Below are 23,699 nucleotides of genomic sequence, written 5' to 3'. Positions count from 1 at the left end.
GTGTAGAAAAGGCGACTCATATTTTCTTGAGTCCGATCGACCTAAGTGCATTCTCCGCAATCGCCGCTAAACCTGTTCCAGTGGCGATATCTAGAACAAGCTTGCCCGATGATCGCACTTTTGACAATTCTACTAACCGAGTTGCAGCCTGTTTGTGAAATTCATTCTCGTAGTCGCGGCCGTTGTTGAAGTCATTGAGAATCTGCCTTTTGTAGGCACTTAGCGAGTCAGTCAATCGATTTTAGATTTTAGATTTTAGATTTTAGATTAAAGAATTGAAGCATTGACCCCACGGATAAATTCGGGGGCTCCTTTATCGGATACAGGTTTTTTATTTCTGGACGGATGAATCACGTGGCGGGTATCCTCGATGCTTTCAGTCATGGCGAATTATTGGTTTAACTTTCTACATTGTGGCAGTTATGGTCGATCGCGACGAGAGTCGCAGGTGACATCAGTCAGCAATCTCTACAATGGCCGCAAATGTATGCAAAACCGCTACCGAGTATCAACTCTCCGGCAACAAACACCCGCCCAAGTGGGATCGCGAAGCTGTAATCCGCTACAATCTGTGTTTGGTAAAGAATTTTTACAAGTTCACAGCCCATTACAGCCTTTGCGGCTTGTACTACCCAACCTGCCTGAAAATATGGATTTTGCTACTCTTGCTGCCCAGCTAAATGCTGGAACTATCTTGCCAGAGGGAATTGTCATCATCACCCTCTTGGTGGTTCTCGTCGGCGATTTAATCGTAGGCCGCAGTTCCTCGGGTTGGACTCCCTACGTTGCCGTTGCGGGTTTGCTGGCCGCCGTCGCTGCCTTGTGTTTGCAGTGGGATAACGTTGATACCATCTCGTTTCTAGGCGGTTTTAACAGCGATGCCTTGAGTTTAGTGTTTCGCGGCATTATCGCTTTGACTGCGGCTGTCACTATTTTGATATCCGTCCGCTATGTACTGCAAACGGGTACTGCTTTAGCGGAATTTATCGGCATTTTACTAACCGCTACTTTGGGGGGAATGTTCCTCAGCGGCGCTGATGAATTGGTGATGATTTTTATTTCGTTGGAAACTCTGAGTATCTCGTCTTATTTGCTGACGGGTTACACAAAACGCGACCCGCGTTCCAATGAAGCTGCTTTGAAATATTTGTTAATTGGGGCGTCTTCTTCGGCGGTGTTTCTCTACGGGCTTTCGCTGCTGTACGGGTTGTCTGGTGGCGAAACTCAGTTAAGTGCGATCGCGGCTAACCTTTCTACTGTGAATGAAGGTCAATCTCTCGGTTTGGTAATTGCTTTGGTTTTTGCGATCGCCGGAATCGCCTTCAAAATCTCTGCGGTTCCCTTCCACCAATGGACTCCTGACGTTTACGAAGGTTCTCCTACACCCGTTGTTGCCTTCCTTTCTGTCGGTTCCAAAGCAGCAGGTTTTGCCCTAGCAATCCGCTTGTTAACAACTGCTTTCCCCGCACTTATCGAACAGTGGCAGTTCGTGTTCACGGCCTTAGCCATTCTCAGCATGGTGTTGGGAAATGTGGTTGCCCTCGCCCAGACTAGCATGAAGCGGCTTTTGGCTTATTCGTCGATCGCCCAAGCCGGTTTTGTGATGCTGGGTTTGATTGCAGGAACAGAAGCCGGTTACTCCAGCATGATATTTTATCTGTTGGTTTACCTGTTTATGAACTTGGGTGCTTTCGCCTGCATCATCCTGTTCTCGCTGCGGACTGGAACCGACCAAATTAGCGAATACTCAGGTTTGTACCAAAAAGACCCGCTGTTAACTTTAGCCTTAAGTATTTGCCTGCTTTCTCTCGGTGGAATTCCGCCCCTGGCTGGATTTTTCGGCAAAATCTATCTGTTCTGGGCAGGGTGGCAAGCAGGACTTTACGGCTTAGTTATTCTGGGATTAATTACCAGCGTAGTTTCGATTTACTACTACATCCGCGTTGTCAAGATGATGGTAGTAAAAGAACCTCAAGAAATGTCAGATGCGGTGAAAAATTATCCAGAAGTTCGCTGGAATCTTCAGGGAATGCGGCCTTTGCAAGTCAGCGTTGTACTCACCTTGGTGGCAACAACATTGGCGGGAATCTTGTCAAATCCTTTGTTTAATTTGGCTAATGATGCTATCACCAAAACTCCCATGTTGCAGTCGGCATTGAGTCATGTGCAACCTGTTGTGGGTGCGAAAATCGAGTCAAATTTGGTGTCTAGCCGGGATTAATTCTTCCTGGTTTTGAAATAGTGGAAAACGCCTGACTCTTTGCAGTTGGGCGTTTCTTTTTTGTTGTGATATACTGTTAATTATGATTTTTAATCGCAGATGTAGGCAGATAAACGCAGATAAAAGTTAGTACAGAGGCAACAATGTTAGTACAAAGTAAGGCAAAGTTTTATACTCCAGATGAGTACCGGGAGTTAGAGGAAACTGCTGAGTTTAGAAATGAATACCGCGATGGAGAAATTGTACAAATGAGTGGTGGTAGTATTAATCACAGCCGGATTATCCGAAATTTGAGTAGAGTCTTGGGAAATTTGCTTGAGGGGCAGCCCTATGAGCTTTTTCACAACGATTTGCGGTTGTGGATTCCTCGGTACCGACGGGGAACTTACCCGGATGTGATGGTGATTGAAGGGGAGCCAGTTTTTACCGAGGGACGCAGTGATGAGATCCTCAATCCGATGCTCATCGTGGAAGTGCTTTCTAAGTCTACCAAAGATTTTGATCGAGAGGATAAGTTTCGGTTTTATCGCTCTATCCCGGAATTCCGTGAATATGTGTTAGTCAATCAATCAGAGTTTTTAGTCGCACAATATATTAAAACAGAATCAAATGAATGGTTGTTTCGGGAATATGAGGGAGAGACAGCAACAGTTTCTTTTGCTTCCTTGGGAGTGCAAATGTCGATGAGCGAGATTTATGCAAAAGTAGTATTTGAAACCCAGGAAACGGAAGTACAAGAAGGAAATTAATGCTATTGGGGGGTGCGAATATCAAGAGACTCGACTGCTGAATCAAATTTATTCAGTAGTAATCGAGATTGTCACCAAGAAGTCGGGGATTTCGTTGGTTTGCACGTGAGTTTCCAAATTTAAATTAAGAGTAAAATTAGATGAATGTAATTTGGTTACTATTAAAAGCTTCTTGGTTAAATGTTTCCATTGCCATACTCACCGGCTTAATTAGCGGCGGTTGCAGCGCTATGTTAATTTCCCTAATTAATCGTGCAATCAGCGACAATTCCAATGGAAATTTAGTCTGGTATTTTGCGGGATTAGCAATCTTGGCTCTTTTGAGTGGCTTTGTATCCCAATTTTTGTTAATCTACCTTTCTCAAGAAGCTGTTTACAATTTGCGACTGAGTTTGAGCCGTGGCATTTTGTCTACTCCTTTGCGGAACTTGGAAGAGTTGGGTGCTAACCGCTTGCTGGCCACTCTGACTGATGATGTGGGAACGCTTTCTAATACTATATTTTTGATTCCTTTTCTTTGTGTTGATATCGCCGTTGTTGTCGGCTGCTTAACTTATTTAAGCACGATTTCGGGTACGGTTTTTGTTGTTGTATTTGGTTTTCTGGTGCTGATGATTGGCACGGTGCAATTGTTGCTCAGCAAAATGCGAAGATTTTTCGATTTAGCCAGAGAAGAACAAGATATATTGTTTAAGCATTTTCGCAGTATTACTGATGGAATTAAGGAACTAAAACTGCATTCCTTACGCCGCCAAGAGTTTTTTACGGAAGAATTGCAGGTGAGTGCTGATGCTTCCCGCAATTATAACGTGACTGCTTTGAATACTGGTGCAGTTGCGATTGGAGTGGGTCAGTTGCTATTTTTTATGCTGATGGGTTTGCTGCTGTTTGCTTTACCCAAATTTGTGCCAGTTTCTACACCTGTTTTGTCAGCTTATATTCTGACAAGTACCTATTTAATGTCTCCATTTCAGAACATTTTGCAAAGGTTGCCGGCACTTTTTCGTGCTAATACTTCTGTGGAAAAGATAGAGAGAATGGGATTAGCTTTGGCAAGTCAAACTGAGATGAATGCAACGGTTAAACCGTTTCAAAATGCTGAGTGGGAGACGCTGGAGTTAAATCGAGTAATTCACAGCTACCCGGGAGAAAAAGAAGACAGCCATTTTAGTTTGGGCGAGCTGAATTTGAAGTTTCATCCGGGTCAATTGGTGTTTATAATTGGCGGGAATGGCAGCGGTAAGTCTACTTTAGCTAAGTTAATCACTGGTTTGTATATTCCTGAATTGGGAAAAATTCTCCTAGATGGCCAGCCAATTAGTGAGGAAAATCGAGAGTGGTACAGGCAGCATTTTTCTGCGATTTATTCGGATTTCTATCTGTTTGAAAGGCTTTTGGGGATGACTTATCACGATTTGGATAAGCAGGCTGCTGAATATTTGCGAGAGTTTCATTTGGAAAATAAAGTTCAGGTGAAAGATGGAGTTTTGTCAACTACGGCTTTGTCTCAGGGACAGCGAAAGCGGCTGGCTTTGCTGACTGCGTATTTGGAAGATAGACCGATTTATTTGTTTGATGAATGGGCTTCGGATCAAGACCCGTTTTTCCGGGATATTTTTTACAAGCAGTTGCTACCGGAGTTGAAGCGGCGGGGGAAAACGGTGTTTGTGATTAGTCACGACGATCGCTATTTTGATTTAGCCGATCGCGCAATTAAACTAGATTACGGTAAAGTAGAGTATGACCGATAAAATGGATAACTACCGAATTGTCGAAACTTTGACCGAAAGCCAGGTTTCTGACTTGATGGATTTGTACAAAAACGAGTTTTGGAGCGACAAGCGGACGCGGGAGGATGTTGTGAAAATGCTGGCTGCTACTGATGTTATCATTGGTTTTGTCGATGAGAGCGATCGGCTAATTGCTTTTACTCGCGTTATCACCGATTTCGTATACAGAGCGATGATTTTTGATGTCATTATCAAGCCGACGCACAGAAAGATGGGACTGGGTGCGAAGCTGATGGATGCAGTTTTAAATCATCCAGAATTGCAAGCTGTCGAGAACTTTGCTCTTAACTGTTTGCCAAAGATGATGCCGTTTTACGAGCGTTGGGGTTTCACAGATGATGTGGGCGAGATGAAGTTTATGCGGCGAACAACAGGCTGAGCTCAGCCCCTTGAAAGCCCCAATTTTTCTCTAATTACGTCTTCTTTGAAACCTACTAAAACAGCCGTTCCATCTTTAACGAAAAGAGGACGTTTCAGCAGCATCGCATCCTTAGCAAAAGCATCTACCCACTCTTCGCTAGTCCAATTTTTCTTGTCCTCGCCCAAAGCGCGGTAAGATTGACCGGAAGTATTTCGCATGGGTTGAAAACCCAAAGCAGTTACCCAGCTTTGGATTGTTTCGCGAGTCGGCGGCTGTTCTTTTGTGTTAATGAACTCGTAATTAACATCGCTATCTTTGAGCCACTGGAAAGCTTTTTTGCAGGTTCCGCAGTTGGGGATTCCGTAAAGTTGAATTGACATAATAATGATTGTTGACTGTTGACTGTTGACTGTTGACTGTTGACTGTTGACTGTTGGCTAATAACAACTGACAACTAACTAATGACTAATGACTACTGACTAATCTAGCTTGTTGAACCCATTTTTGCACGCGATCGACTGAAGGAGTCAAGTCATTGCGCTGCATTGTCGCTACGTGCAGCCTTAAAACTTGTTGGTGCAATCTCTCCACGGGCATTTGAGCCAATTGAGCCGGAGAAGCAACGCCGGCGTGCAGTAACAGCCCGCAATACTGACACCCTACACTTGGAATTCGAGCCAAATTTGCCATCGCTACCCATTTATTAACATATTGAATGTTAATCTGTAATTGATTGGCTAACAACACTTTCGCCGCCTGCGTTTTCGTCATGCGAATTAGTTGTCCGGTTGTGGTGATGCTGCACTCTTCCAGTTGAGATTGGTTTTCCTTGCTCAATCCCGGTAAATGTGCGATCGGCCAGTCGCGTACTTGCACAGAAGTTTGAGGAGCTTTATGAGAAATTTTCATGTTTTTTCAGTTAATTTTACTTATACTTTAAAGTCTCATATATCAAACAGTCAATAGAGGATCTCGCTCACGTCATCCAATCAACAAAAACCCGACCAAGGAATTTGACTAATTGCGGGTGTTGTGATATTTATGCTCATTGCCTGCAAAGTAGCACTTTCAGCCTGTTTTTTCTGCCTGTGGAGCAGGCTTACTGCTTAACCCAATCATCCAGGCGATGACGACAATGACTATAAAAAATACAGCCTATAAATGCTAGCACAAAAGAAGTTACCGATGAGAATTTTAGCCAAACTGCCTGCCAAGTTTGCAGTCAGAATTTTAGTTATTTAATGCTGAGAATGAAAAAACTTGCGGCTGACTGCAAACCAAACTCAAAATTATAGGTTTTTACCCATGACAATTACACGAGGTTATAATTTGTTAACTAATACTTTACAGCAACGGCGGCAAAAACTGGCCGATTTAATTAATTTTCCGGTAATTCTCTGGTCGGGGCGCAGCATTCCCCGCAATTATCCGGCACTTACTTATCCCTTTCGTGCCAGCAGTCACTTTCTATATTTTGCTGGTTTGCCCTTAGAAAATGCTGCCATTCGCTTAGAATCGGGCAAATTAGAATTGTTCTTAGATGACGCACCTGCTAGTAGCACTCTTTGGCACGGAGAAATGCCGAAAAGAGCAGAAATTGCCGAACTAATTGGGGCTGATGCTGCTTTCCCAATGGCCGAATTGAAAGCACTATCCTCTTCGAGGGCTCCGCTAACAACAAATGCAGCAACGATCGCAATTCAGGATTCTTGGACTCAGTTGCAACAGTCTCAAATTCTCGCTCGCCCTCTGGCACCGCCCAACTCGCCAACCGGAATCGACCTAGAATTAACTCAGGCAATTATATCTCTGCGCCTGAGCCACGATGCAGCCAGTTTGGTCGAATTGCGTCAAGCTGCCGCTGTCACCGTAGCAGCTCACAAAGCGGGGATGGCGGCAACCCGAAATGCTCAAATTGAAGCAGGGGTGCGCGCTGCAATGGAAAGTGTCATCATCTCCAAAAATATGACCTATGCCTATCCCAGTATAGTTACAGTACATGGGGAAGTTCTGCACAGCGAACATTATCACAATTCCCTACAAACCGGAGATTTGTTGTTAGCAGATGTCGGTGCGGAAACATCAACGGGATGGGCGGCTGATGTGACTCGCACTTGGCCGGTTTCTGGAAAGTTTTCAGCGACTCAAAGAGCGATTTATGATGTAGTTTTGGCAGCACACGATGCTTGTATTGATAAAATTAGTCCGGGGGTGGAATATCAAGATATTCATCTATTAGCGGCTCGGATTATGGCGGAAGGATTAGTTGATTTAGGTATTTTGCGGGGTCATGTTGAAGATTTGGTAGACATGGATGCTCACGCGCTGTTTTTTGTGCACGGAATCGGACATTTAATCGGTTTGGATGTTCACGATATGGAAGATTTAGGAGATTTGGCTGGCTATGAAGAAGGAAGAACGAGAAGCAGTCGGTTTGGGTTGGGGTTTTTGCGGCTGAATCGAGTTTTGCGTCCGGGAATGCTGGTATCGATCGAACCGGGATTTTATCAAGTGCCGGCCATCTTAAATGACCCAGAAAACCGCGCCAAATATGAAGATTTTGTTAAGTGGGAGGAGTTGGAAAAATTTGCCGATGTGCGGGGGATACGCATAGAAGATGATATACTTGTCATTGATGAGGGTAGAGAAGTATTGACAGGGAAATTGCCCACAGAAGCTTCGGAGATTGAGGAGTTAGTTGCGGTAAATACGTAAGTTGAGCCGAGTTCGATCGCACATACGCAGTTTTATCAGGTGTGAAAAAAGATAAAGATGAATAAAGGTTGGCCAAGAAATCTTTCGATAGTAGTTAAAAAACTGTTCTCGCAAGTCAGAAAATTCGTAGCACTGATACTTCCACGTCCACGCATTGTTCGCAAACCTGTATCCTCGCCGCCGCCGATGCAAGCTGCACCTTTGCCCAGCAACGAAGAAGAGAGGCTAGAAGCACTTCACAACTACAACATTCTCGACACAGAAGCCGAAGCAGTTTTTGATGACCTAACAGCTTTAGCATCTTATATTTGTGGCACTCCGATTGCTTTAGTAAGCTTAATAGATTCTAACCGACAGTGGTTTAAATCAAAAGTCGGTCTGGAAGCGCCAGAAACTCCGAGAGAGTCAGCTTTTTGCGCCCACGCTATTTTAAATCCCAACCAATTGCTAGTTGTACCCAATGCTCTAGATGACGATCGCTTTGCCGCCAATCCGCTAGTAACTTCCGATCCAAATATTCGGTTTTATGCTGGAGCCCCGCTAGTAACTCCTGACGGTTATCCCATCGGCACTTTGTGCGCGATAGATACAATCCCTCGTAATCTCACCCCACAACAGCTAGAAGCGCTGCGGACTTTAGGACGGCAAATTATCAACCACATGGAGTTGCGAATAAATCTGACTAAATTAAAGCGCGCACAGATCAGGCACCAACAAGTAGAAGAAAAACTGCGTTCTACCGACGAGCAAATTGTCAATTTTTTAGAAGGAATGAGCGATGCTTTTTTTGCTTTCGACACTCAGTGGCGATTTACTTACATCAATTACAAAGCATCGCAATTTTTGAAGCGCTCGCAGGAAGAACTTTATGGTAAAAATTTTTGGGAAGAGTTTCCTGAATTCGTGAATTCTGATTTTTATAAAGAGTATCATGAAGCTGTAGCCAAACAAATTGGAGTGGCTTTTGAAAAATATTATTCTCCCTTAAAAGTGTGGTTGGAAGTCAGGGTTTTTCCTTCTCACGACGGCATTTCTGTGTTTTTTCATGATATAACTAAACGCAGGCAGATGGAATCTGCACTAAGGAAAGAACAGAAAAAAACTGAACGTTTACTGCTAAATATTTTGCCCGAACCGATCGCCGACAGGTTGAAGTACAAACCGGGAGTGATTGCAGACAAGTTTGAAAAAGCAACAATTCTTTTTGCTGACTTGGTGCATTTTACCCAAATTTCTACCACCATGTCCGCAACTAAATTAGTGTACTTGCTGAATGAAATTTTCTCAGCTTTTGACCAACTGAGTGAGAAGCACGGCTTAGAAAAAATCAAGACGATCGGGGATGCTTACATGGTAGCAGCCGGTATCCCCATTGAACGTCCAGACCACGCAGAGGCGATCGCCGAAATGGCGCTGGATATGCTAGTAGCAATTGAGAAATTAAATGTGAAGCTAGACGCAAAATTTGAGCTCCGCATCGGGATTAATAGCGGGCCGGTGGTAGCAGGGGTAATCGGCACTAAAAAATTTATTTACGATTTGTGGGGAAATGCGGTGAATACAGCCAGCCGAATGGAATCTCACGGCATAACAGGTCGCATTCAAGTCAGCCACTATACTTATGAGCTGCTGCAGGATAAATATGAATTTGAAGATCGTGGCGAGATCGAGATTAAAGGTAAAGGGCTAATGCAAACTTATTTACTGACGGGGAGAAAAACAGTAAGCGATCTCAAAATTGCAGAGTAAATAAAGCTAAGAGTTGAAAGTACCTGATTGTTGAGGCAAACTCTGCAGGCTGCGATTAATCGCCTCTTTGGGGCGCTCGTCCTGTGGCAGAACGGCTGCTGCAGATCAACCAAATAAGATTATGCTATAGACAGAGATATCGGAGCAATCCTAGGCGCGGTACTCGACGTTATAAAAATACTAAGTTGAAGTCGTCGGAGCCTTTAATAATGGTTCAATTTCATATTCAAACCGATAGCGATATTCCAGCATCCACCCAACTATTCAATCAAATCAGGTTTGCGATCGCCTCGCGACAATTTCCGCCCGGACACCGCTTGCCCAGCACCAGACAGCTAGCCATGCAGACGGGTTTGCACCGCAACACCATCAGCAAAGTATACCGCCAGCTCGAAAATACCGGACTCGTAGAAGCCCAAGCAGGATCGGGCATTTACGTCCGCGCCCAAGGCAACGAAGTTGTAGGCAACAAACTCAAATCTCCGATCCTCGAAGAATATCCCCTTGCCAACAAAATAGTGCAAGGAAGTATCGATCAACTGCTGGAACAGGGCTGTACGCTCAACCAAGCGAGGGAATTATTTTTGACCGAAATTGACTGGCGGCTCAGGTGCAGCGCCAGAGTGGTCGTCACAGCCCCCACAGAAGACATCGGCGTGGGTGAACTGATGGCGAAAGAACTCGAACAAGCTCTCCGCATTCCTATACAGTTAGTGCCGATGGAACAGCTAGGTACTTTTTTGGATCAAATCTCTTCGGGAACTGTGATCACGAGTCGATATTTTATCGGAGAAGCAGAATCGATTTCGGCACCGCGTTCGGTGCGAGTTATTCCCGTAGACATCTACGACTACAGCCAGGAAATCCAGCTAGTCGGGGGTTTGCCGAAAGACAGTTATTTAGGGCTTGTTAGCCTGAGTCCGGGAATGCTACGATCGACCGAAGTCATCATCCACAGCATCCGGGGAGAGGATTTGCTGGTGATGACGGCCTTGGTGTCAGACGAGTACAAGATTAACTCGATCGTGCGATCGGCCAGAACAATTTTTTGCGACCAACCGAGTTTTGCTACAGTAAAAGCTGCCATCAATGCGGCTAGAGAAGATATTATTCGTCCCCCGCAACTGATATGCTCCGAAAATTACATCGGCTCTAAGTCGATTAATTTGCTCAAGCGCGAGTTGGGCTTGGGATGATACCATTTTCGATTTTCGATTTTCGATTTTCGATTAAAAAATGGGGAATGACTGCATAATGGTTGGGATATTCTTTAGAGTTGCATCCTTTTGGGAACTGGTATAATTCCCAATTCCTAATGGGCGTAAGCTGCCCACGGCGCACCCTAAATAATTAGGTTATTCGTCCAGGACTGAACTTGTAACTTTCAACTTCCAGTACCCGATACCGGATACCCAATTCCCAACTACCGATTACCAATTACCAATTACCAATTACCAATTATCCATGACAATTGAAATCCAACCTTCAATTAATGTTAAAACCGCGATCGAAAGCCGGCGGGCCGCGCGCAGTTTCCAACCCGATCCGATTCCCCCAGCAATCTTGGCAGAGATTTTGCGATTGGGAGTGCGATCGCCCTCTGGTTACAACTTGCAGCCTTGGCGGTTTATCGTACTTCAAGACCCAGCCAGCAAAGAAAAATTAAAAGCTTGCGCCTTTGATCAGCGCCAAGTGGTAGAAGCCCCAGTAGTATTAATCTGTTGTGGCGATCGGCGCGCCGGCAGGCCAGAAAACACCGAAGCAGTCATCGAATTGGGCAAAACCACAGGCGCAATGAATGACAATTTAGCCGGTTATATGCGACAAGCAATCCCGCAATTGTTCGAGAACCGTCCCTGCTTCGACTCCCTAGAAGCTTGGACAAACAGACATACAATGCTCGCAGTAGCCCACTTAATGATTGCAGCTAAAAGTTTTGGGGTAGACAGTTGTCCGATGGAAGGTTTTGTCAGCGCTAAGGTGAAAGAAGCCTTTCAAATTCCCGAAGAAGTAGATGTTTGCTGTTTGCTGCCACTTGGTTATGCAGCAGCACCTTTCAAACAATATGGCGGGCGTTTTGACGTTAATCAAGTTTATTACAGCGAAAGTTATGGACAGGCTTTGCAAGCTGAGATTTGAGAGTTAAGATTTTGTTGCAACTTGAATTTTAAGAGTTAAGATTTGGAATGAATCGGTGCCAAAGTTCAAACTAATCAAAAATCCCGACAATTCTGCAATCTAAAATCTAAAATTCAAAATCTAAAATCGAAAGTGGTGAGATTAGACAGAGGAGAAAATATGACAGTAGCAACGCGACAAAGCAACGCACAAATTCTCGAAGTAAAGTTGCAGCAGCACTTGCAAGCAGCCGGATTTAAAAAATTACCGCTTTATATTAGTTGCGATTTTCGAGATGAATCTTTAACGGTTGTGGGAGAACACCCGCGCAGTTTAGTTCTCAAAGCCAAACCGACTTTTGCGGTGCTAGAAGCAGCAATTCTCGAAATAGAACCAGAATCTATTCAACAGATTGGACTTTGCCTAAAAATTACCGGGCAAAAACAGCCTTATGCTTTCCATTCTTTTACCATGCACAACCCTGTTTTGTCAAAACCAAAAACAGTGCAGTTGTTCAAAAAAACCGAGAATATTCCCGCCGAAGAAACCGGGATAGTCTTAACAGAAAATGTAGCCCAGACGGCGGATGTTGAGGAGGAGATACCGTTAGAAACGGATGAGAAAGATGCGTGGGATGAAGAATATTTTCCCAATTTTTCTGAGAGTTCCAGCAATTCCGATCCGATCGCCTTTAGGGTAGCTGCAATCCCGGCAGATATTGGAGACAATCCCTTCAATCCGCTGGATATGGAAGCGGTAACAGTTGCCCAAAAACCCAAGCGTTCACCGTTTGCGATGCTGGCTGCAGCAGGAATCATCAGTGTCGCCGCGCTAGTTTTGGCAGGCGGTTATTATATGCTGAGCCGCCCCTGCGTCATCGGAGAATGTAGTGCTTTAGCTAAGGCCAAACAGTTGAGCGAGAATTCGACGAAGACGCTGAAAACGTCAAAAGTTGCCAACAGCCCCCAAGAAGCGCAGCGACAGTTAAAACAGGCGATCGCCCTTTTGGAACCGATTCCCTCCTGGTCAATTCATCGCGGTGAAGCTCAAAGCGCTCTGGAAAGCTACCGTTCGCAAAATCAGAATTTAAACTCTGCGATCGATGGAGCGCGCCTCGCACAGTCAGCAGCTCAGAAAACCCAAAATCCGCCTTATTCTGCCGAGAACGGGCAGGAAGCACAAGCTCTGTGGCAAAGTGCGATCGCCGAACTCGGAGAAATCCCCACAGACAGTCCAGTTTATGAGTTTGCTCAGAAAAAAAAGCAGGAATACGGGAAGAATTTAGCAACTGGAAATCGGCAATTAAGCACAGAGAAAAAAGCCGAAAAAACGCTGCTCGATGCCAAAAGTATAGCCCAAATAGCAGAAGCTCGCGAAGCCGTAGCTCAGACAGCCGAGACTTGGGATCAAGTGCAATCAGGTTGGGAAGAATCCCTCGACATCCTATCAGAAATTCCCACGGGCACGACATCTTACCAACAAGCTAAACTGTTAGTTCCCAAATACGAAACCAAACTTTCACAAGCTCGCGAGCGCAAAAATGTCGAAGGAATTTCGGAAAATGCGTATACTCAAGCTGTGACTTTAGCAGCAGAAGCTCAAATTTTTGAGGGCAAAAACGCCTGGTTTAAAGCATCAGAATCCTGGCGAAGAGCTTTGAGTTACGCCGAGCAAGTGCCGGCGGCAACTGCCTATTCTCAGAAAGCCCAACCCCTGATCGCTTCCTACAAAACTTCATTGCAGCAAGCAGAAGTAAGGTTGCAGGAAGAAAGGAACCTGCAAAAAGCCCGCACCGATTTAGATAGAACTTGTAAAGGCAACCCCAAGATTTGCGACTATACTGTTAGCAAAGATTTGATTGCGGTGCAGATGACTCCAGGTTACGTGCAGAAATTGCAACAAACTTTCATCCAAGCAAACAACAACAATGCTGTGAAGTCTCGCCAAGCTGTAGAAAACCACGTTCAAACATTGCAAAAAGCTTTGGAGGCGATCGCCGAAAACGCCAAAATCCCGATGCAGGTGTACGATGGCGAAGGCAAGCGGATTGGGAGTCACGAACCGAAGTAGTTGTAGTTATAGGGTGCGTGAGGGCAAAAAATCTGTCATAACGATCGGCATATTTACACTCACGCATCGCCAGCAATTTCACCTGCGGTCAATCCAGCTTGAAAAACTTGTTTAGCCGTCAAATTCAACTCAGGAAAAGTGGGCGACTCTATTGTCTCATCTCCCCGAAATAGACTAACTTCATACTCACCATCAACCAACTGATAAACCGATATCGTTGGTTGCTTGGGATTGCCAATAAACCTGCGGCCGCCCAAACCAAGATAATCCACAATCCAATATTCAGGAATCCCGATTAGTTCGTATTCGCCTACTTTCTTGATGTAGTCATCTTGCCAATTCGTACTAACTACTTCAATAACCAGCGGAATTGATGCGCCTTGAGTCACGGTTGAGAATTTTTTCCACATAGGTTCTGACGCTAAGTTGGGGCGATTTAATATCGGAATATCGGGCGAATAAGCTGATTCGTTTTCCAGTGGCTTAACTAATGCTTGTTTGGGGATGAAGTACGGAAGTTTTACCTTTCTAAACTCAGCAGTTAACTCGGAGGCTAAAAAACCGATAACTTCTTCATGGTCTCCTAATGGCTGTGACATTTCAACAATCTCTCCATTGTGCAGTTCATAACGTGCATTTTCGGGCTTCCATTCCGCAAATTCTTCAAAAGTTAGCGGTTTAGTTGCTATTTGAATCATGGCTATTCTCCTTAGTGATGACAGGGGCGGGCTAGAAGCCCACCCCACAAGATAACTCACTCTTTGTGGAACAGGCATCTTGCCTGTTCAAGAAAATAAGGCTAAATGCAAGTTCCTACCTATATTATATTACCAATTCCCTGCCCAATGCCCCATGCCCAATTCCCAATGCCCAATGCCCAATTCCCAATGCCCAATGCCCAATTCCCAATTACCATTTTATCAATTGTGCATCTTGATTAAAAAACTTTCGGGACAATCCCTCTGTCAACAGCAGAGTTGCGATTACAGTTGCCAGCGCTAACACAAACATAATCAAAATCTGGTAAGATGCTGCATCGAGAGGACTGACACCGCTCAGCATTTGACCTGTCATCATTCCTGGTAAAGTTACTATTCCTACCACCGTCATTGTATTTAAGAGCGGGATTAATCCAGCTTTAATCGCGTCTTTGCGGTACTGTTTTACTGCTTGCTGCGGCGTCGAACCTAAACTTAAATGGGTTTCTATTTCTAAGTGGCTGCTATTAACTGTACTCACAAGTCTTTCGCCCGCGATCGCCCCGGAGTTCATGGCATTGCCCAAAATCATACCCGCTAAAGGAATCAGGTATTGCGGTTCGTACCAAGGGTCAGGTTGCAAAATTAGCAAGTTTGTATAGGCGAGAGTCAAGGCCGTACTGATAAAAATTGAACCCCAAACTAAGGGCAGTAAGTTCTTGATTTTTTTGCTGATGCGGTTGCTGGCCACCATGCTAGCTGTTGTCAGCATGATTGCTAAAACTGCTAAAACCAGCCAAGGATTTTTCCCCTCCGGGTCAAAGATGACTGCGAGCACGTACCCGACTAAGATTAGCTGGATCAGGGTGCGCCCCGCCGCGATCGCGATCGCCCCCTCCAACCCCAATCCCTGCCACGCCGAAAGCCCGATCGCGATCGCCACCATCCCCAAAGCCCAACCCAAATCTGTAAAATCTAGCTCAATTAACACCGGCCCACCCTTTCGATAATGTGATTGTTTGCCTGTCCAAATATAAGATATTTGAATAAAGGTTTCTGGAAAACAGTTTTGCTGCAAGAATTTGCTTTGATAATGCTTGAAATTTATGGTGTGAAGAGTGAATAATGTTCCCCCCCTCGACTTAACCCGCCAATACGCGCAGATTGGCGACGAGATAACCGCTGCGGTGCAAAAAGTGCTTGCCTCTGGCGGCTACGTAGGCGGCCCAGCCGTAAAGAGTTTTGAACGAGAGTTCGCCGACTACATCGGCGTTTCCGAGTGCGTTGGCTGCAACTCCGGCACCGATGCCCTGATTTTGGCTTTGCGAGCTCTCAAAATTGGCCCTGGCGATGAAGTGATTACCACTCCTTTTACCTTTTTTGCTTCCGCTGAGGTAATTAGCGCCGTCGGTGCGACTCCAGTATTTGTCGATATTGACAGCGAGACTTTTAATCTGGATGTCGAACTCCTCGAAGCGGCAATTACCGACAAAACCAAGGCAATTATGCCCGTCCACATCTTCGGCCAACCGGTAGACATGACTCGGTTGATGGAAATTGCGACTCGGCACAATTTAGCCGTAATTGAAGATTGCGCCCAGTCTGTCGGGGCCCAGTGGCAGTCTCAAAAAGTCGGCAGCATCGGCCATGTCGGCTGCTTCAGTTTTTATCCGACCAAAAACTTAGGCGCTTGCGGTGACGGTGGCGCCGTGACGACAAACGATCCAGCCCTCGCAGCAGAAATGCGAATGCTCAAAGAACACGGGCAGTCTTCTAGGTATTTCTACGAAGAAATCGGATACAACAGCCGTTTAGATGCCCTGCAAGCGGTGATTCTCAGCATTAAATTGCGATATCTCGACAGTTGGAACGCCCAGCGACGTTCCATCGCCACACTTTACAGCGAATTTCTCTCCCGCGTGCCCGGAGTTGCCGTGCCCAAAGAATTGCCCTTGGCAAAAGGAGTTTGGAATCAATACACGATCCGGCTAACAAGTCCAGAAGACGCGCAAAATCCCTCTGGCGATTTTCGAGATTGGATGCGGGCTCAGTTGCAGGAAGCTGGCATCGGTTCGATGGTTTACTATCCGTTACCTTTGCACCTGCAACCTGTTTACAAATCTTTGGCCTATCAAGCAGGTCAATTGCCAAAGGCTGAGCAAGTTTGCCACCAAGTCTTGTCTTTGCCGATGTTCCCGGAACTGTCGAGGGATCAACAAGAGCGGACGATTTATGGTCTGAAAGATTGCTTGGCAAAGGCCGATCGCATCCGGTAGCTTTGGCGCGATGGCATCAGCGAGGGAAATGCAGGAGGAGAAAAGAATTGCAGGGTTGCAGTGGTGTGAGAATGTGCAGCGGTCAGTCGATTTTAGATTTTAGATTTTAGATTTTAGATTTACCCCACAGATAAATCTGGGTGCTTGAACTAGGGTCTAAAATTTTTATCTTTCCACGACTTAAGTACGTGGCACGGTATCCGTTTTTGGGCTTGGTCAGGGAGAGCTGTTAAGTATTTTGACTGATCACTTGTACTTTTATGTACTATATTTAATGAAAAGAAACAAATTTAGGCTAGCAATCCGCCTCGAACGGGTGCATTTTCCGCTCGCCTAAACCTTGCAGTGCGATCGGTCAATGATGAAGAAGGAAGAGGGAAGAGGGAAGAACGAAGAAGGAAGAACGAAGAAGAAAGAATAAATAATATTTGAACTTTCGACTTCCATGCCCGATGCCCGATGCCCGATGCCCGATGCCCGATGCCCGATGCCCAATGCCCAATTCTCAATTTAACCTGTAATTTTCAGAAGATAAGAGGAAAATAAACGAGTGCCTCAGTATCAATTCACTCAGGCTAGACGCTACGATCCACAAGCGATCGCTCAGTATTACCGCAAACGTCCTTGGAAAGCAATTTGGCGCGCAATTACCGTTATTTGGTCTTTTGCGGGCTTTGTGCTGGGGATGCTGTGGGACAGTTGGCAGCACGAAGTCGCAGCACACCAGCCGGAACGAGCCACCCACCTGCGACAAATACTCACTCGCTTGGGTCCCACTTTCATTAAAGTCGGCCAAGCACTTTCTACCAGACCGGATTTGATCCGCAAAGACTTTCTCGAAGAATTGATCAAACTTCAGGATCAATTGCCGCCGTTTGACTCCGTGCGCGCTTTCGAGATTATTGAAGCGCAACTCGATCGCAAAATTAGCGAAACCTACAGCGAAATCTCCCCCGAACCTGTCGCCGCGGCAAGTCTTGGTCAAGTCTACCGAGCTCGCCTCCTCACCGGGGAAGCAGTAGCAGTCAAGGTTCAGCGACCGAATTTGCTGCCAGTTTTGAGCCTGGATCTTTATTTAATGCGCTGGGCGGCTGGATGGTTGGGCCCCTTGTTGCCGCTGAATCTCGGTCACGACCTCTGTTTGATCGTCGATGAATTTGGTATCAAATTGTTCGAGGAAATTGATTATATCAATGAAGGCCGGAACGCCGAGAAATTTGCTACAAATTTTGCCGACGACCCGACAGTAAAAGTTCCGAGCATTTACTGGCGCTATACTTCAAACTGCGTTCTGACTCTCGAATGGATTGACGGCATCAAGCTGACAGATATGGCAAGTGTTAAAGCCGCAGGTTTGGATACCGATAGTTTAATTGAAGTCGGAGTCCGCAGCGGTTTGCGGCAGTTGCTGGAACACGGATTTTTTCACGCTGACCCTCATCCGGGAAATCTGTTTGCCTTAGCGGACGGCCGCATGGCTTACATTGATTTTGGGATGATGGATCAGATGGAAGAAACAACTAAAGAAACTTTGGTTGATTCTGTCGTTCATTTGATCAACAAAGATTACTTACAATTAGCCAAGGATTTTGTCAAACTTGGCTTTTTGACACCAGATACAGATATTATGCCGATCGTCCCGGCGCTGGAATCTGTACTGGGTGATATCGTCGGCGAAAAGGTGTCAGATTTTAACTTCAAGACGATTACAGACCAGTTTTCGGAGTTGATGTACGATTATCCTTTCCGGGTGCCGGCGAAATTTGCCTTAATTATTCGCTCTCTGGTGACAGAAGAAGGTTTGGCCCTGACCCTGAATCCGAATTTCAAGATAGTCGAGGTGGCGTATCCTTATGTAGCGCGGCGTTTGTTGAACGGAGAATCTCCGGCACTGCGGCGGCGTCTGATTGAGGTATTATTCAAAGATGGCAAATTCCAGTGGAACAGGTTAGAGGACATGATCGCGATCGCCCGATCGGATCGCAGTTTCGACTTGCTCCCCACAGCCCAACTAGGCTTGCAATTTTTGCTGTCAGAGGAAGGGTCGTTTTTGAGACGCCAGCTAATGTTAGCTTTGATTGAGGACGATCGAATCCACACCGAAGAAGTTCGCAGCCTGTGGAACTTAGTCAAGGAAGATTTGCAGCCCGGTCGCCTGTTCAACGTTGCTCTAGGCGCTTTGACGGACTTTTCCACAGCAGGAGCAGCCGCGCTAACTCGATTTTAGTCATTAGTCATTGGTCATTAGTCATTAGTCATTGGTTATTTGTTGGTTGTTAGTTGTTGGTTCTAATAACTAATTCCCCATACCCAATGCCCAATGCCCAATGCCCCATGCCCCATGCCCAATTCCCCATTCCCCCTTCCCCCAATTAAGGAATTATTCGTGTATTATTTTCCAGAACCTCCCTATTTTTTAATGTCGGCCGGATTACTAGCAGGTATGGCTTCCGGCGTAGCATTTGAAGCAACTCTCAAACAATCCGTACAACAGTGGTCTAAAAATCGTTCTACTCGCACTTTGGCTAACCTGCCAAGGCTGCAATTAGTCATACCTTTTCTGGGAATGGCTGGCGGTATTTGCGTATTTTTAGCTTCTGGGATGGAGATTTTTGGCTTCCCCAAACTACTTTCTTATGCCCTAGCTTTGCCGCTGACGGTACTCACGAGTTGGCTAGTTTGGACTCAGCTAGGTAAGCTTTTGATTGAGTTAGAACGCGGAGGTTCCCAAGCGCTGGATTTAGATTCTTTTGAACAATGAAAGTTAACTATCAACCTCTTTTGTTGTGAAAAGCAAAGGGGTTGATAGTTCTCTAAGATTATCCTATTTGATGCTTTTTGAACCGCAGAGAACGCAGAGAACGCAGAGGAAGAGAAAAAAGATGATGACAACTTAGGAAATAACTTGTGTAAAAAGTTTTAAATCTAAAATCTAAAATCTAAAATCGAATGAGTATTTTAATTGTTACGGGTGCGGCGGGATTTATTGGCTCTAACTTAGTAGAAACTCTTTTAAATCGAGGGGAGACGGTGATCGGTGTTGATGAGTTTAACGATTATTACGATCCGGGCCTCAAGCGCAAGAATATTGCACGACTTGAAAAGTATCCGGGTTTTGAATTGGTGGAAGGCGATATTTTGTCTCTAAATTGGCGAGGTCTTTTATCTGATGCTAAGGTAATATTTCATCAGGCGGCGCAAGCAGGAGTTCGTGCTAGCTGGGGCGACGGTTTTCGCAGCTATACCGAACGCAATATTAACAGCACTCAAGTATTGTTAGAAGCTGCCAAAGATGCGCCTAAATTGCAAAAGTTTGTCTATGCTTCTTCTTCTTCAATTTACGGCAATGCTGAATCTTTTCCCACGAATGAAAATGCTTGTCCGCAGCCGGTTTCTCCCTACGGAATTACGAAATTAGCAGGTGAACGTTTGTGCGGGCTTTATTACAAAAATTTTGGCGTTCCGACTACTTCCCTGCGCTATTTTACGGTTTACGGGCCGAGACAGCGCCCCGATATGGCTTTTCACAAGTTTTTTAAGTCGATTTTGTTTGACGAGGCGATTTCAATTTTCGGCGACGGATTGCAAACGCGGGATTTTACGTTTATCAGCGATTGCGTTGCTGCGAATTTAGCGGCGGCTGAGGTTCCAGAAGCTGCGGGGGAAGTTTTTAATATTGGTGGGGGAAGTCGGGTAGTTTTAAAAGAAGTTATTGAGACAATAGAGAGAATTGTCGATCGACCTATTCGGATAGATTTTACCGAAGCTGCGAGGGGAGATGCGCGGCACACTAGCGCGGATGTGTCTAAAGCCCAGAAAATCTTAGGTTATCAGCCGCAGGTTGCTTTAGAAGAAGGTTTAAGGCGCGAATGGGAGTGGATTCAGTCTTTGTACAGTTAAATCCTATCTATCCCAGAAATTCCGCAACTTAAATTGAACATTGTTAACTTTTTGAATTACCCAACTTTGGAGATTTCTCTGCAAGCGAACCAACAAATTTGGAAGCACGAGTTTTGGCTGTGTTTGCGGCGAATTCAAATAGCGATAGTGCAGAAATACGTCTCGGTAGGGAATCTCAACATCTTCGCCTGCACACAATCGAGTAAACTTTGCAGCAGAAATGCTCATGTAGTGCAAGTAAGTCAACCGTCGCCCTTTGTCGTATAGAACATAATCTATCACATCAAATTGAGAAGACCAATGATTGCCCGTTACCTGTGCAGGTTGATAATAAGCAAAGTTATAAAAAGAGATGCCGCTACGGGCGACTAAATAGTTAAATAAAGGTTGGTCTGTTCCCCGCAAAGACAAAATTTCTGCTTCTCCCGAAGTCAACTTATCTAAAAGCTGGCTTGAGTTATTTCGATTTAAAATACCTTTTTTTGCAGCAAACCAACCCGCACAAAAAATATGTGATTGCAGTTGGTTAATGTTAAAAACTTTTGGCAGTTTCCCAGAGGATAAATCAAATACATGATTAAGGTCTGATTTGTATTGAAAATCGTTGGCTACCCAATCAAATTCATCCAGTTTTTGATAGATGTAATCTAGAGAACCCATTAACAGAGTGTCGCTGTCAAAATAGACAAATTTGTCAAAAGGGCCGTCAAAGCAGCAAAATTTTCGGTGCATTCCCAAACAGTGAACTTGCCGCCAACCTTTAGTTGGCCAAACTTTTTGAGCTTTGCGATGAGATGTCCAAACTTTAGTTGCAAAGTCTTCCCAGAAATGGATGGAATCGGTATTTTCAAACAGGGTTACATTATGGCGAGTTGCAATTTCTACTCGCACTTTTTTCAAGTTATCATCGTAGGGAATGATGCAAACAGGAATATTTTTTGCCCCGTTGACTTCAAGACTGTTCAATAAAGCGACTAAGTGGTCAAAAACAACATCGTTTGCTAGAATATAAATGCCATCAGTCATCGGATTTTAGATTTTAGATTTTAGATTGAAGAATTCTACTCGTTACTAAACTCGGTCTTGAAACCAGGTAATTTATTACTCCGCGTGAACTTTGTTTATGTGCTTGCGTTGCTAGAGATTTCAATCGCCGTGTGACTACAAACAATATTATTTATCCATGCCAATATCGAAATATTTTTTGCACTAAATTTAATTTTTTATCTTCTTCATTGAGATAACGATAATGTTTCCAAAGTTTCCAATAAGGACTACCTATTTTAATTTTTATCCCAGCCCAGTGAAGATATTTTAACCTTTTGCCTTTGTCATAAAGAACATAATCTATTTCTTGAAAATGCTTGGAACCCGCCCAGCTTCCAGGTTCTGTTGCTGAATATTTAACAAGATTGCAGCGCTTGGGAATTAGTTTAAGAATGATATAATTTAGTATAGGTTGGTCTGTGACATTTTGAGTAAAGTCAAAATATTCTTGATGCTGCGAACATTCTCGCAAAATTTCATACATTTGTGATTCTGTAATAGTTCCTTTTCTGGAAGCCCAAAAACCGCTGTTGAATACATCTTGAAGCTGTGAATCTGTAAAGATATTCTGTTCTTTTACAGCGGGTGAAAATACATTTCGCAGTTTTTCGCTGAGGTGGTGGTAGTCGCAGCAAAAAAAGTCTACTTCTGATAGTTTGTTTAAGTTGTCTGCGATGTCTTCAAAGACGATGATATCGGTATCGATGTACAGAAATTCGTCCAGGGGGCCAAACCAGGCGGCGAGTTTTCGCATTTTGTTGGGGAGGGCTAAAAAGTTGCGATCGAACGTTTGGCCAATTTCTCTGGTAAACTGTTCCACAAACTCCAGATTTGGGAACAATCGCACCCCGTGGAGACTGCTGAGTGCGGCTGCGACTTGCTGATAATTGTCGTCGAAGGGAATCAGAAAAATAGGTACTTGACAATTGTACAGACGTATGCTGTTTAAAAGGGCGATCGCACTTTCCATCACCTTATCATTGGCAACAATATAAATACCGCGATTCATACATTTATCCTCAACCTTCTCAATACCCTTTTTAACAAATTCGGCGCAGAAACCTCAGTATAAGACTTTGGGGCTTGGGCAAAAATCGGACGCTTGGACGGTTCGCGGAGATAGCGGTAATGCAGGAACAAATCGCGATAGGGAAACTCAATATTTTCGCCCGCACAAACTCTCCGAATTAAATCCGGCGGCACACCAATATAATGAATGTAAGTAAGTCGGTTTCCCTTGTCGTACAAAATGCGATCGTGCTCTTCAAAATGTTTAGAAGTAACGCTACACCCAGTTTTTTCGCCATCCGGGAGGCTATAAGCAAAATTATAGCTATTCATCCCCGTTTTCATCACCATATAATTGAGCAACGGCTGTTCTCCCGCACCTTCATAGAGAATTTCCGCCTCCCCCGATTGCAGTTGAGCTAACAGCCATTCCCTAGTATCTTGCTCAAACAATCCTTGCTTGCTGGCGTAAAATCCAGAACAAAATATTTCCGAGTCTATCCGATTCTGCTCAAAAACTTCGAGGAGTTTTGGTGACTGAATATTGTATACTTTAGTTGGATCGCGAAATTGAAAATCATAAACCACAAAATCCGATCCCTCTAACTTCTGAAAAACAGCATCAAGGCAATTCATCACCAAAGTATCCGCATCCATGTAGATAAACTTGTCAAACGGGCCGTCGAAAGCGCAAAAGCGCCGATGTGCGCCGTAAAGCCGAAATTTTTTGCGGTTCAAACGCTCTGGTGCCGCTGCTTGCATGAATTTGTCCCATCGCTGAATTGAGGCGCTATCTTCATAAATAAAGACGTTGGGACGGTTGACAATTTCAGCTTTGATTTGCTGTATCTGGTCGTCGAAAGGATAAATACAGACAGGAGTATTTGAGCCTAAGATAACTTCAATACTGTTGAGCAAGGCAATTAGTTGGTCGTAAACTGTATCGTTGGCTAGCGTGCAAATTCCATTCATATATATAGTCTCGCGAAGGCGGACT

General features: G+C 44.7%; 21 protein-coding genes. 13 read left to right on the top strand and 8 right to left on the bottom strand.

Annotation, left to right across the window (positions count from 1 at the left end):
- Positions 1-16: 16 nt before the first annotated feature.
- Positions 17-235, bottom strand: coding sequence for a hypothetical protein (locus QUB44_RS05295; protein WP_333364031.1), 219 nt, complete (start codon positions 233-235; stop codon positions 17-19).
- Between the two features lie 414 nt (positions 236-649).
- On the opposite strand from QUB44_RS05295, the gene QUB44_RS05290 reads away from it, so the two are divergent.
- The 4 genes from QUB44_RS05290 (at position 650) to QUB44_RS05275 (ending at position 5,139) form a co-directional block, all read left to right on the top strand.
- Complete coding sequence (locus QUB44_RS05290; protein ID WP_333364061.1) at positions 650-2,221, top strand: NAD(P)H-quinone oxidoreductase subunit N; 1,572 nt, start codon at positions 650-652, stop codon at positions 2,219-2,221.
- Positions 2,222-2,364: 143 nt separating this feature from the next.
- A complete protein-coding gene (locus QUB44_RS05285; protein WP_333364028.1) occupies positions 2,365-2,970 on the top strand; it encodes a Uma2 family endonuclease in 606 nt (201 codons plus the stop codon).
- Positions 2,971-3,110: 140 nt separating this feature from the next.
- Positions 3,111-4,721 carry a cyclic peptide export ABC transporter gene (locus tag QUB44_RS05280; protein WP_333364025.1) on the top strand — a complete coding sequence of 537 codons (1,611 nt, stop codon included), beginning with the start codon at positions 3,111-3,113 and terminating at the stop codon, positions 4,719-4,721.
- A complete protein-coding gene (locus QUB44_RS05275; protein ID WP_333164796.1) occupies positions 4,711-5,139 on the top strand; it encodes a GNAT family N-acetyltransferase in 429 nt (142 codons plus the stop codon). The genes QUB44_RS05280 and QUB44_RS05275 overlap by 11 nt, the downstream gene beginning before the upstream one ends.
- 2 nt (positions 5,140-5,141) lie before the next feature.
- Here QUB44_RS05275 and QUB44_RS05270 read toward each other — a convergent pair whose 3' ends face one another.
- Both QUB44_RS05270 and QUB44_RS05265 read right to left on the bottom strand, forming a co-directional pair.
- The gene (locus tag QUB44_RS05270) at positions 5,142-5,501 is read right to left on the bottom strand and encodes a Spx/MgsR family RNA polymerase-binding regulatory protein (protein WP_333164794.1); all 360 of its coding nucleotides are present in this window, start codon (positions 5,499-5,501) and stop codon (positions 5,142-5,144) included.
- A gap of 85 nt (positions 5,502-5,586) precedes the next feature.
- Positions 5,587-6,030, bottom strand: coding sequence for a DUF4332 domain-containing protein (locus QUB44_RS05265; RefSeq protein WP_333364022.1), 444 nt, complete (start codon positions 6,028-6,030; stop codon positions 5,587-5,589).
- Between the two features lie 396 nt (positions 6,031-6,426).
- On the opposite strand from QUB44_RS05265, the gene QUB44_RS05260 reads away from it, so the two are divergent.
- From QUB44_RS05260 to QUB44_RS05240, 5 genes are all read left to right on the top strand, one after another.
- Complete coding sequence (locus QUB44_RS05260) at positions 6,427-7,836, top strand: aminopeptidase P family protein (protein ID WP_333364020.1); 1,410 nt, start codon at positions 6,427-6,429, stop codon at positions 7,834-7,836.
- Between the two features lie 186 nt (positions 7,837-8,022).
- Positions 8,023-9,585, top strand: a complete 1,563-nt coding sequence (locus QUB44_RS05255; RefSeq protein ID WP_445299870.1) for an adenylate/guanylate cyclase domain-containing protein — start codon at positions 8,023-8,025, stop codon at positions 9,583-9,585.
- A gap of 209 nt (positions 9,586-9,794) precedes the next feature.
- Positions 9,795-10,781 carry a GntR family transcriptional regulator gene (locus tag QUB44_RS05250; RefSeq protein ID WP_333053807.1) on the top strand — a complete coding sequence of 329 codons (987 nt, stop codon included), beginning with the start codon at positions 9,795-9,797 and terminating at the stop codon, positions 10,779-10,781.
- Between the two features lie 268 nt (positions 10,782-11,049).
- Positions 11,050-11,724, top strand: a complete 675-nt coding sequence (locus QUB44_RS05245) for a nitroreductase family protein (protein WP_333364014.1) — start codon at positions 11,050-11,052, stop codon at positions 11,722-11,724.
- A 159-nt stretch (positions 11,725-11,883) separates the two neighbouring features.
- A complete protein-coding gene (locus QUB44_RS05240) occupies positions 11,884-13,773 on the top strand; it encodes a hypothetical protein (RefSeq protein WP_333364011.1) in 1,890 nt (629 codons plus the stop codon).
- A gap of 59 nt (positions 13,774-13,832) precedes the next feature.
- On the opposite strand, the gene QUB44_RS05235 is transcribed toward QUB44_RS05240, so the two are convergent.
- Together QUB44_RS05235 and QUB44_RS05230 are read right to left on the bottom strand one after the other, a co-directional pair.
- Positions 13,833-14,471 carry a Uma2 family endonuclease gene (locus QUB44_RS05235; RefSeq protein ID WP_333364008.1) on the bottom strand — a complete coding sequence of 213 codons (639 nt, stop codon included), beginning with the start codon at positions 14,469-14,471 and terminating at the stop codon, positions 13,833-13,835.
- A gap of 211 nt (positions 14,472-14,682) precedes the next feature.
- Positions 14,683-15,462, bottom strand: coding sequence for an ABC transporter permease (locus tag QUB44_RS05230; RefSeq protein ID WP_333364005.1), 780 nt, complete (start codon positions 15,460-15,462; stop codon positions 14,683-14,685).
- A 127-nt stretch (positions 15,463-15,589) separates the two neighbouring features.
- Here QUB44_RS05230 and QUB44_RS05225 point away from each other — a divergent pair, with 127 nt between their 5' ends.
- The 4 genes from QUB44_RS05225 to QUB44_RS05210 all read left to right on the top strand — a co-directional run bounded on the left by QUB44_RS05225 (position 15,590) and on the right by QUB44_RS05210 (position 20,647).
- The gene (locus tag QUB44_RS05225) at positions 15,590-16,747 is read left to right on the top strand and encodes a DegT/DnrJ/EryC1/StrS family aminotransferase (protein WP_333364002.1); all 1,158 of its coding nucleotides are present in this window, start codon (positions 15,590-15,592) and stop codon (positions 16,745-16,747) included.
- Positions 16,748-17,297: 550 nt separating this feature from the next.
- A complete protein-coding gene (locus tag QUB44_RS05220; protein WP_333363999.1) occupies positions 17,298-18,974 on the top strand; it encodes an AarF/ABC1/UbiB kinase family protein in 1,677 nt (558 codons plus the stop codon).
- Between the two features lie 159 nt (positions 18,975-19,133).
- On the top strand, positions 19,134-19,508 hold the full coding sequence (locus QUB44_RS05215) for a hypothetical protein (protein ID WP_333363996.1): 375 nt from the start codon (positions 19,134-19,136) through the stop codon (positions 19,506-19,508).
- Between the two features lie 188 nt (positions 19,509-19,696).
- On the top strand, positions 19,697-20,647 hold the full coding sequence (locus QUB44_RS05210; protein ID WP_333363993.1) for an NAD-dependent epimerase/dehydratase family protein: 951 nt from the start codon (positions 19,697-19,699) through the stop codon (positions 20,645-20,647).
- Positions 20,648-20,650: 3 nt separating this feature from the next.
- Here QUB44_RS05210 and QUB44_RS05205 read toward each other — a convergent pair whose 3' ends face one another.
- The 3 genes from QUB44_RS05205 to QUB44_RS05195 form a co-directional block, all read right to left on the bottom strand.
- Positions 20,651-21,673, bottom strand: a complete 1,023-nt coding sequence (locus tag QUB44_RS05205) for an Npun_R2821/Npun_R2822 family protein (RefSeq protein WP_333363991.1) — start codon at positions 21,671-21,673, stop codon at positions 20,651-20,653.
- A 151-nt stretch (positions 21,674-21,824) separates the two neighbouring features.
- Entirely contained in the window at positions 21,825-22,703 is an 879-nt protein-coding gene (locus QUB44_RS05200) for an Npun_R2821/Npun_R2822 family protein (RefSeq protein WP_333363988.1), read from the bottom strand.
- The gene (locus QUB44_RS05195) at positions 22,700-23,674 is read right to left on the bottom strand and encodes an Npun_R2821/Npun_R2822 family protein (RefSeq protein ID WP_333363985.1); all 975 of its coding nucleotides are present in this window, start codon (positions 23,672-23,674) and stop codon (positions 22,700-22,702) included. The genes QUB44_RS05200 and QUB44_RS05195 overlap by 4 nt, the downstream gene beginning before the upstream one ends.
- Between the last annotated feature and the right edge of the window lie 25 nt (positions 23,675-23,699).

Source organism: Microcoleus sp. AT3-D2 (assembly GCF_036705715.1).
GTDB lineage: Bacteria > Cyanobacteriota > Cyanobacteriia > Cyanobacteriales > Microcoleaceae > Microcoleus.
Note: the sequence above shows the minus strand (reverse complement) of the source record. Positions and strands in the feature narration are given on the sequence as shown.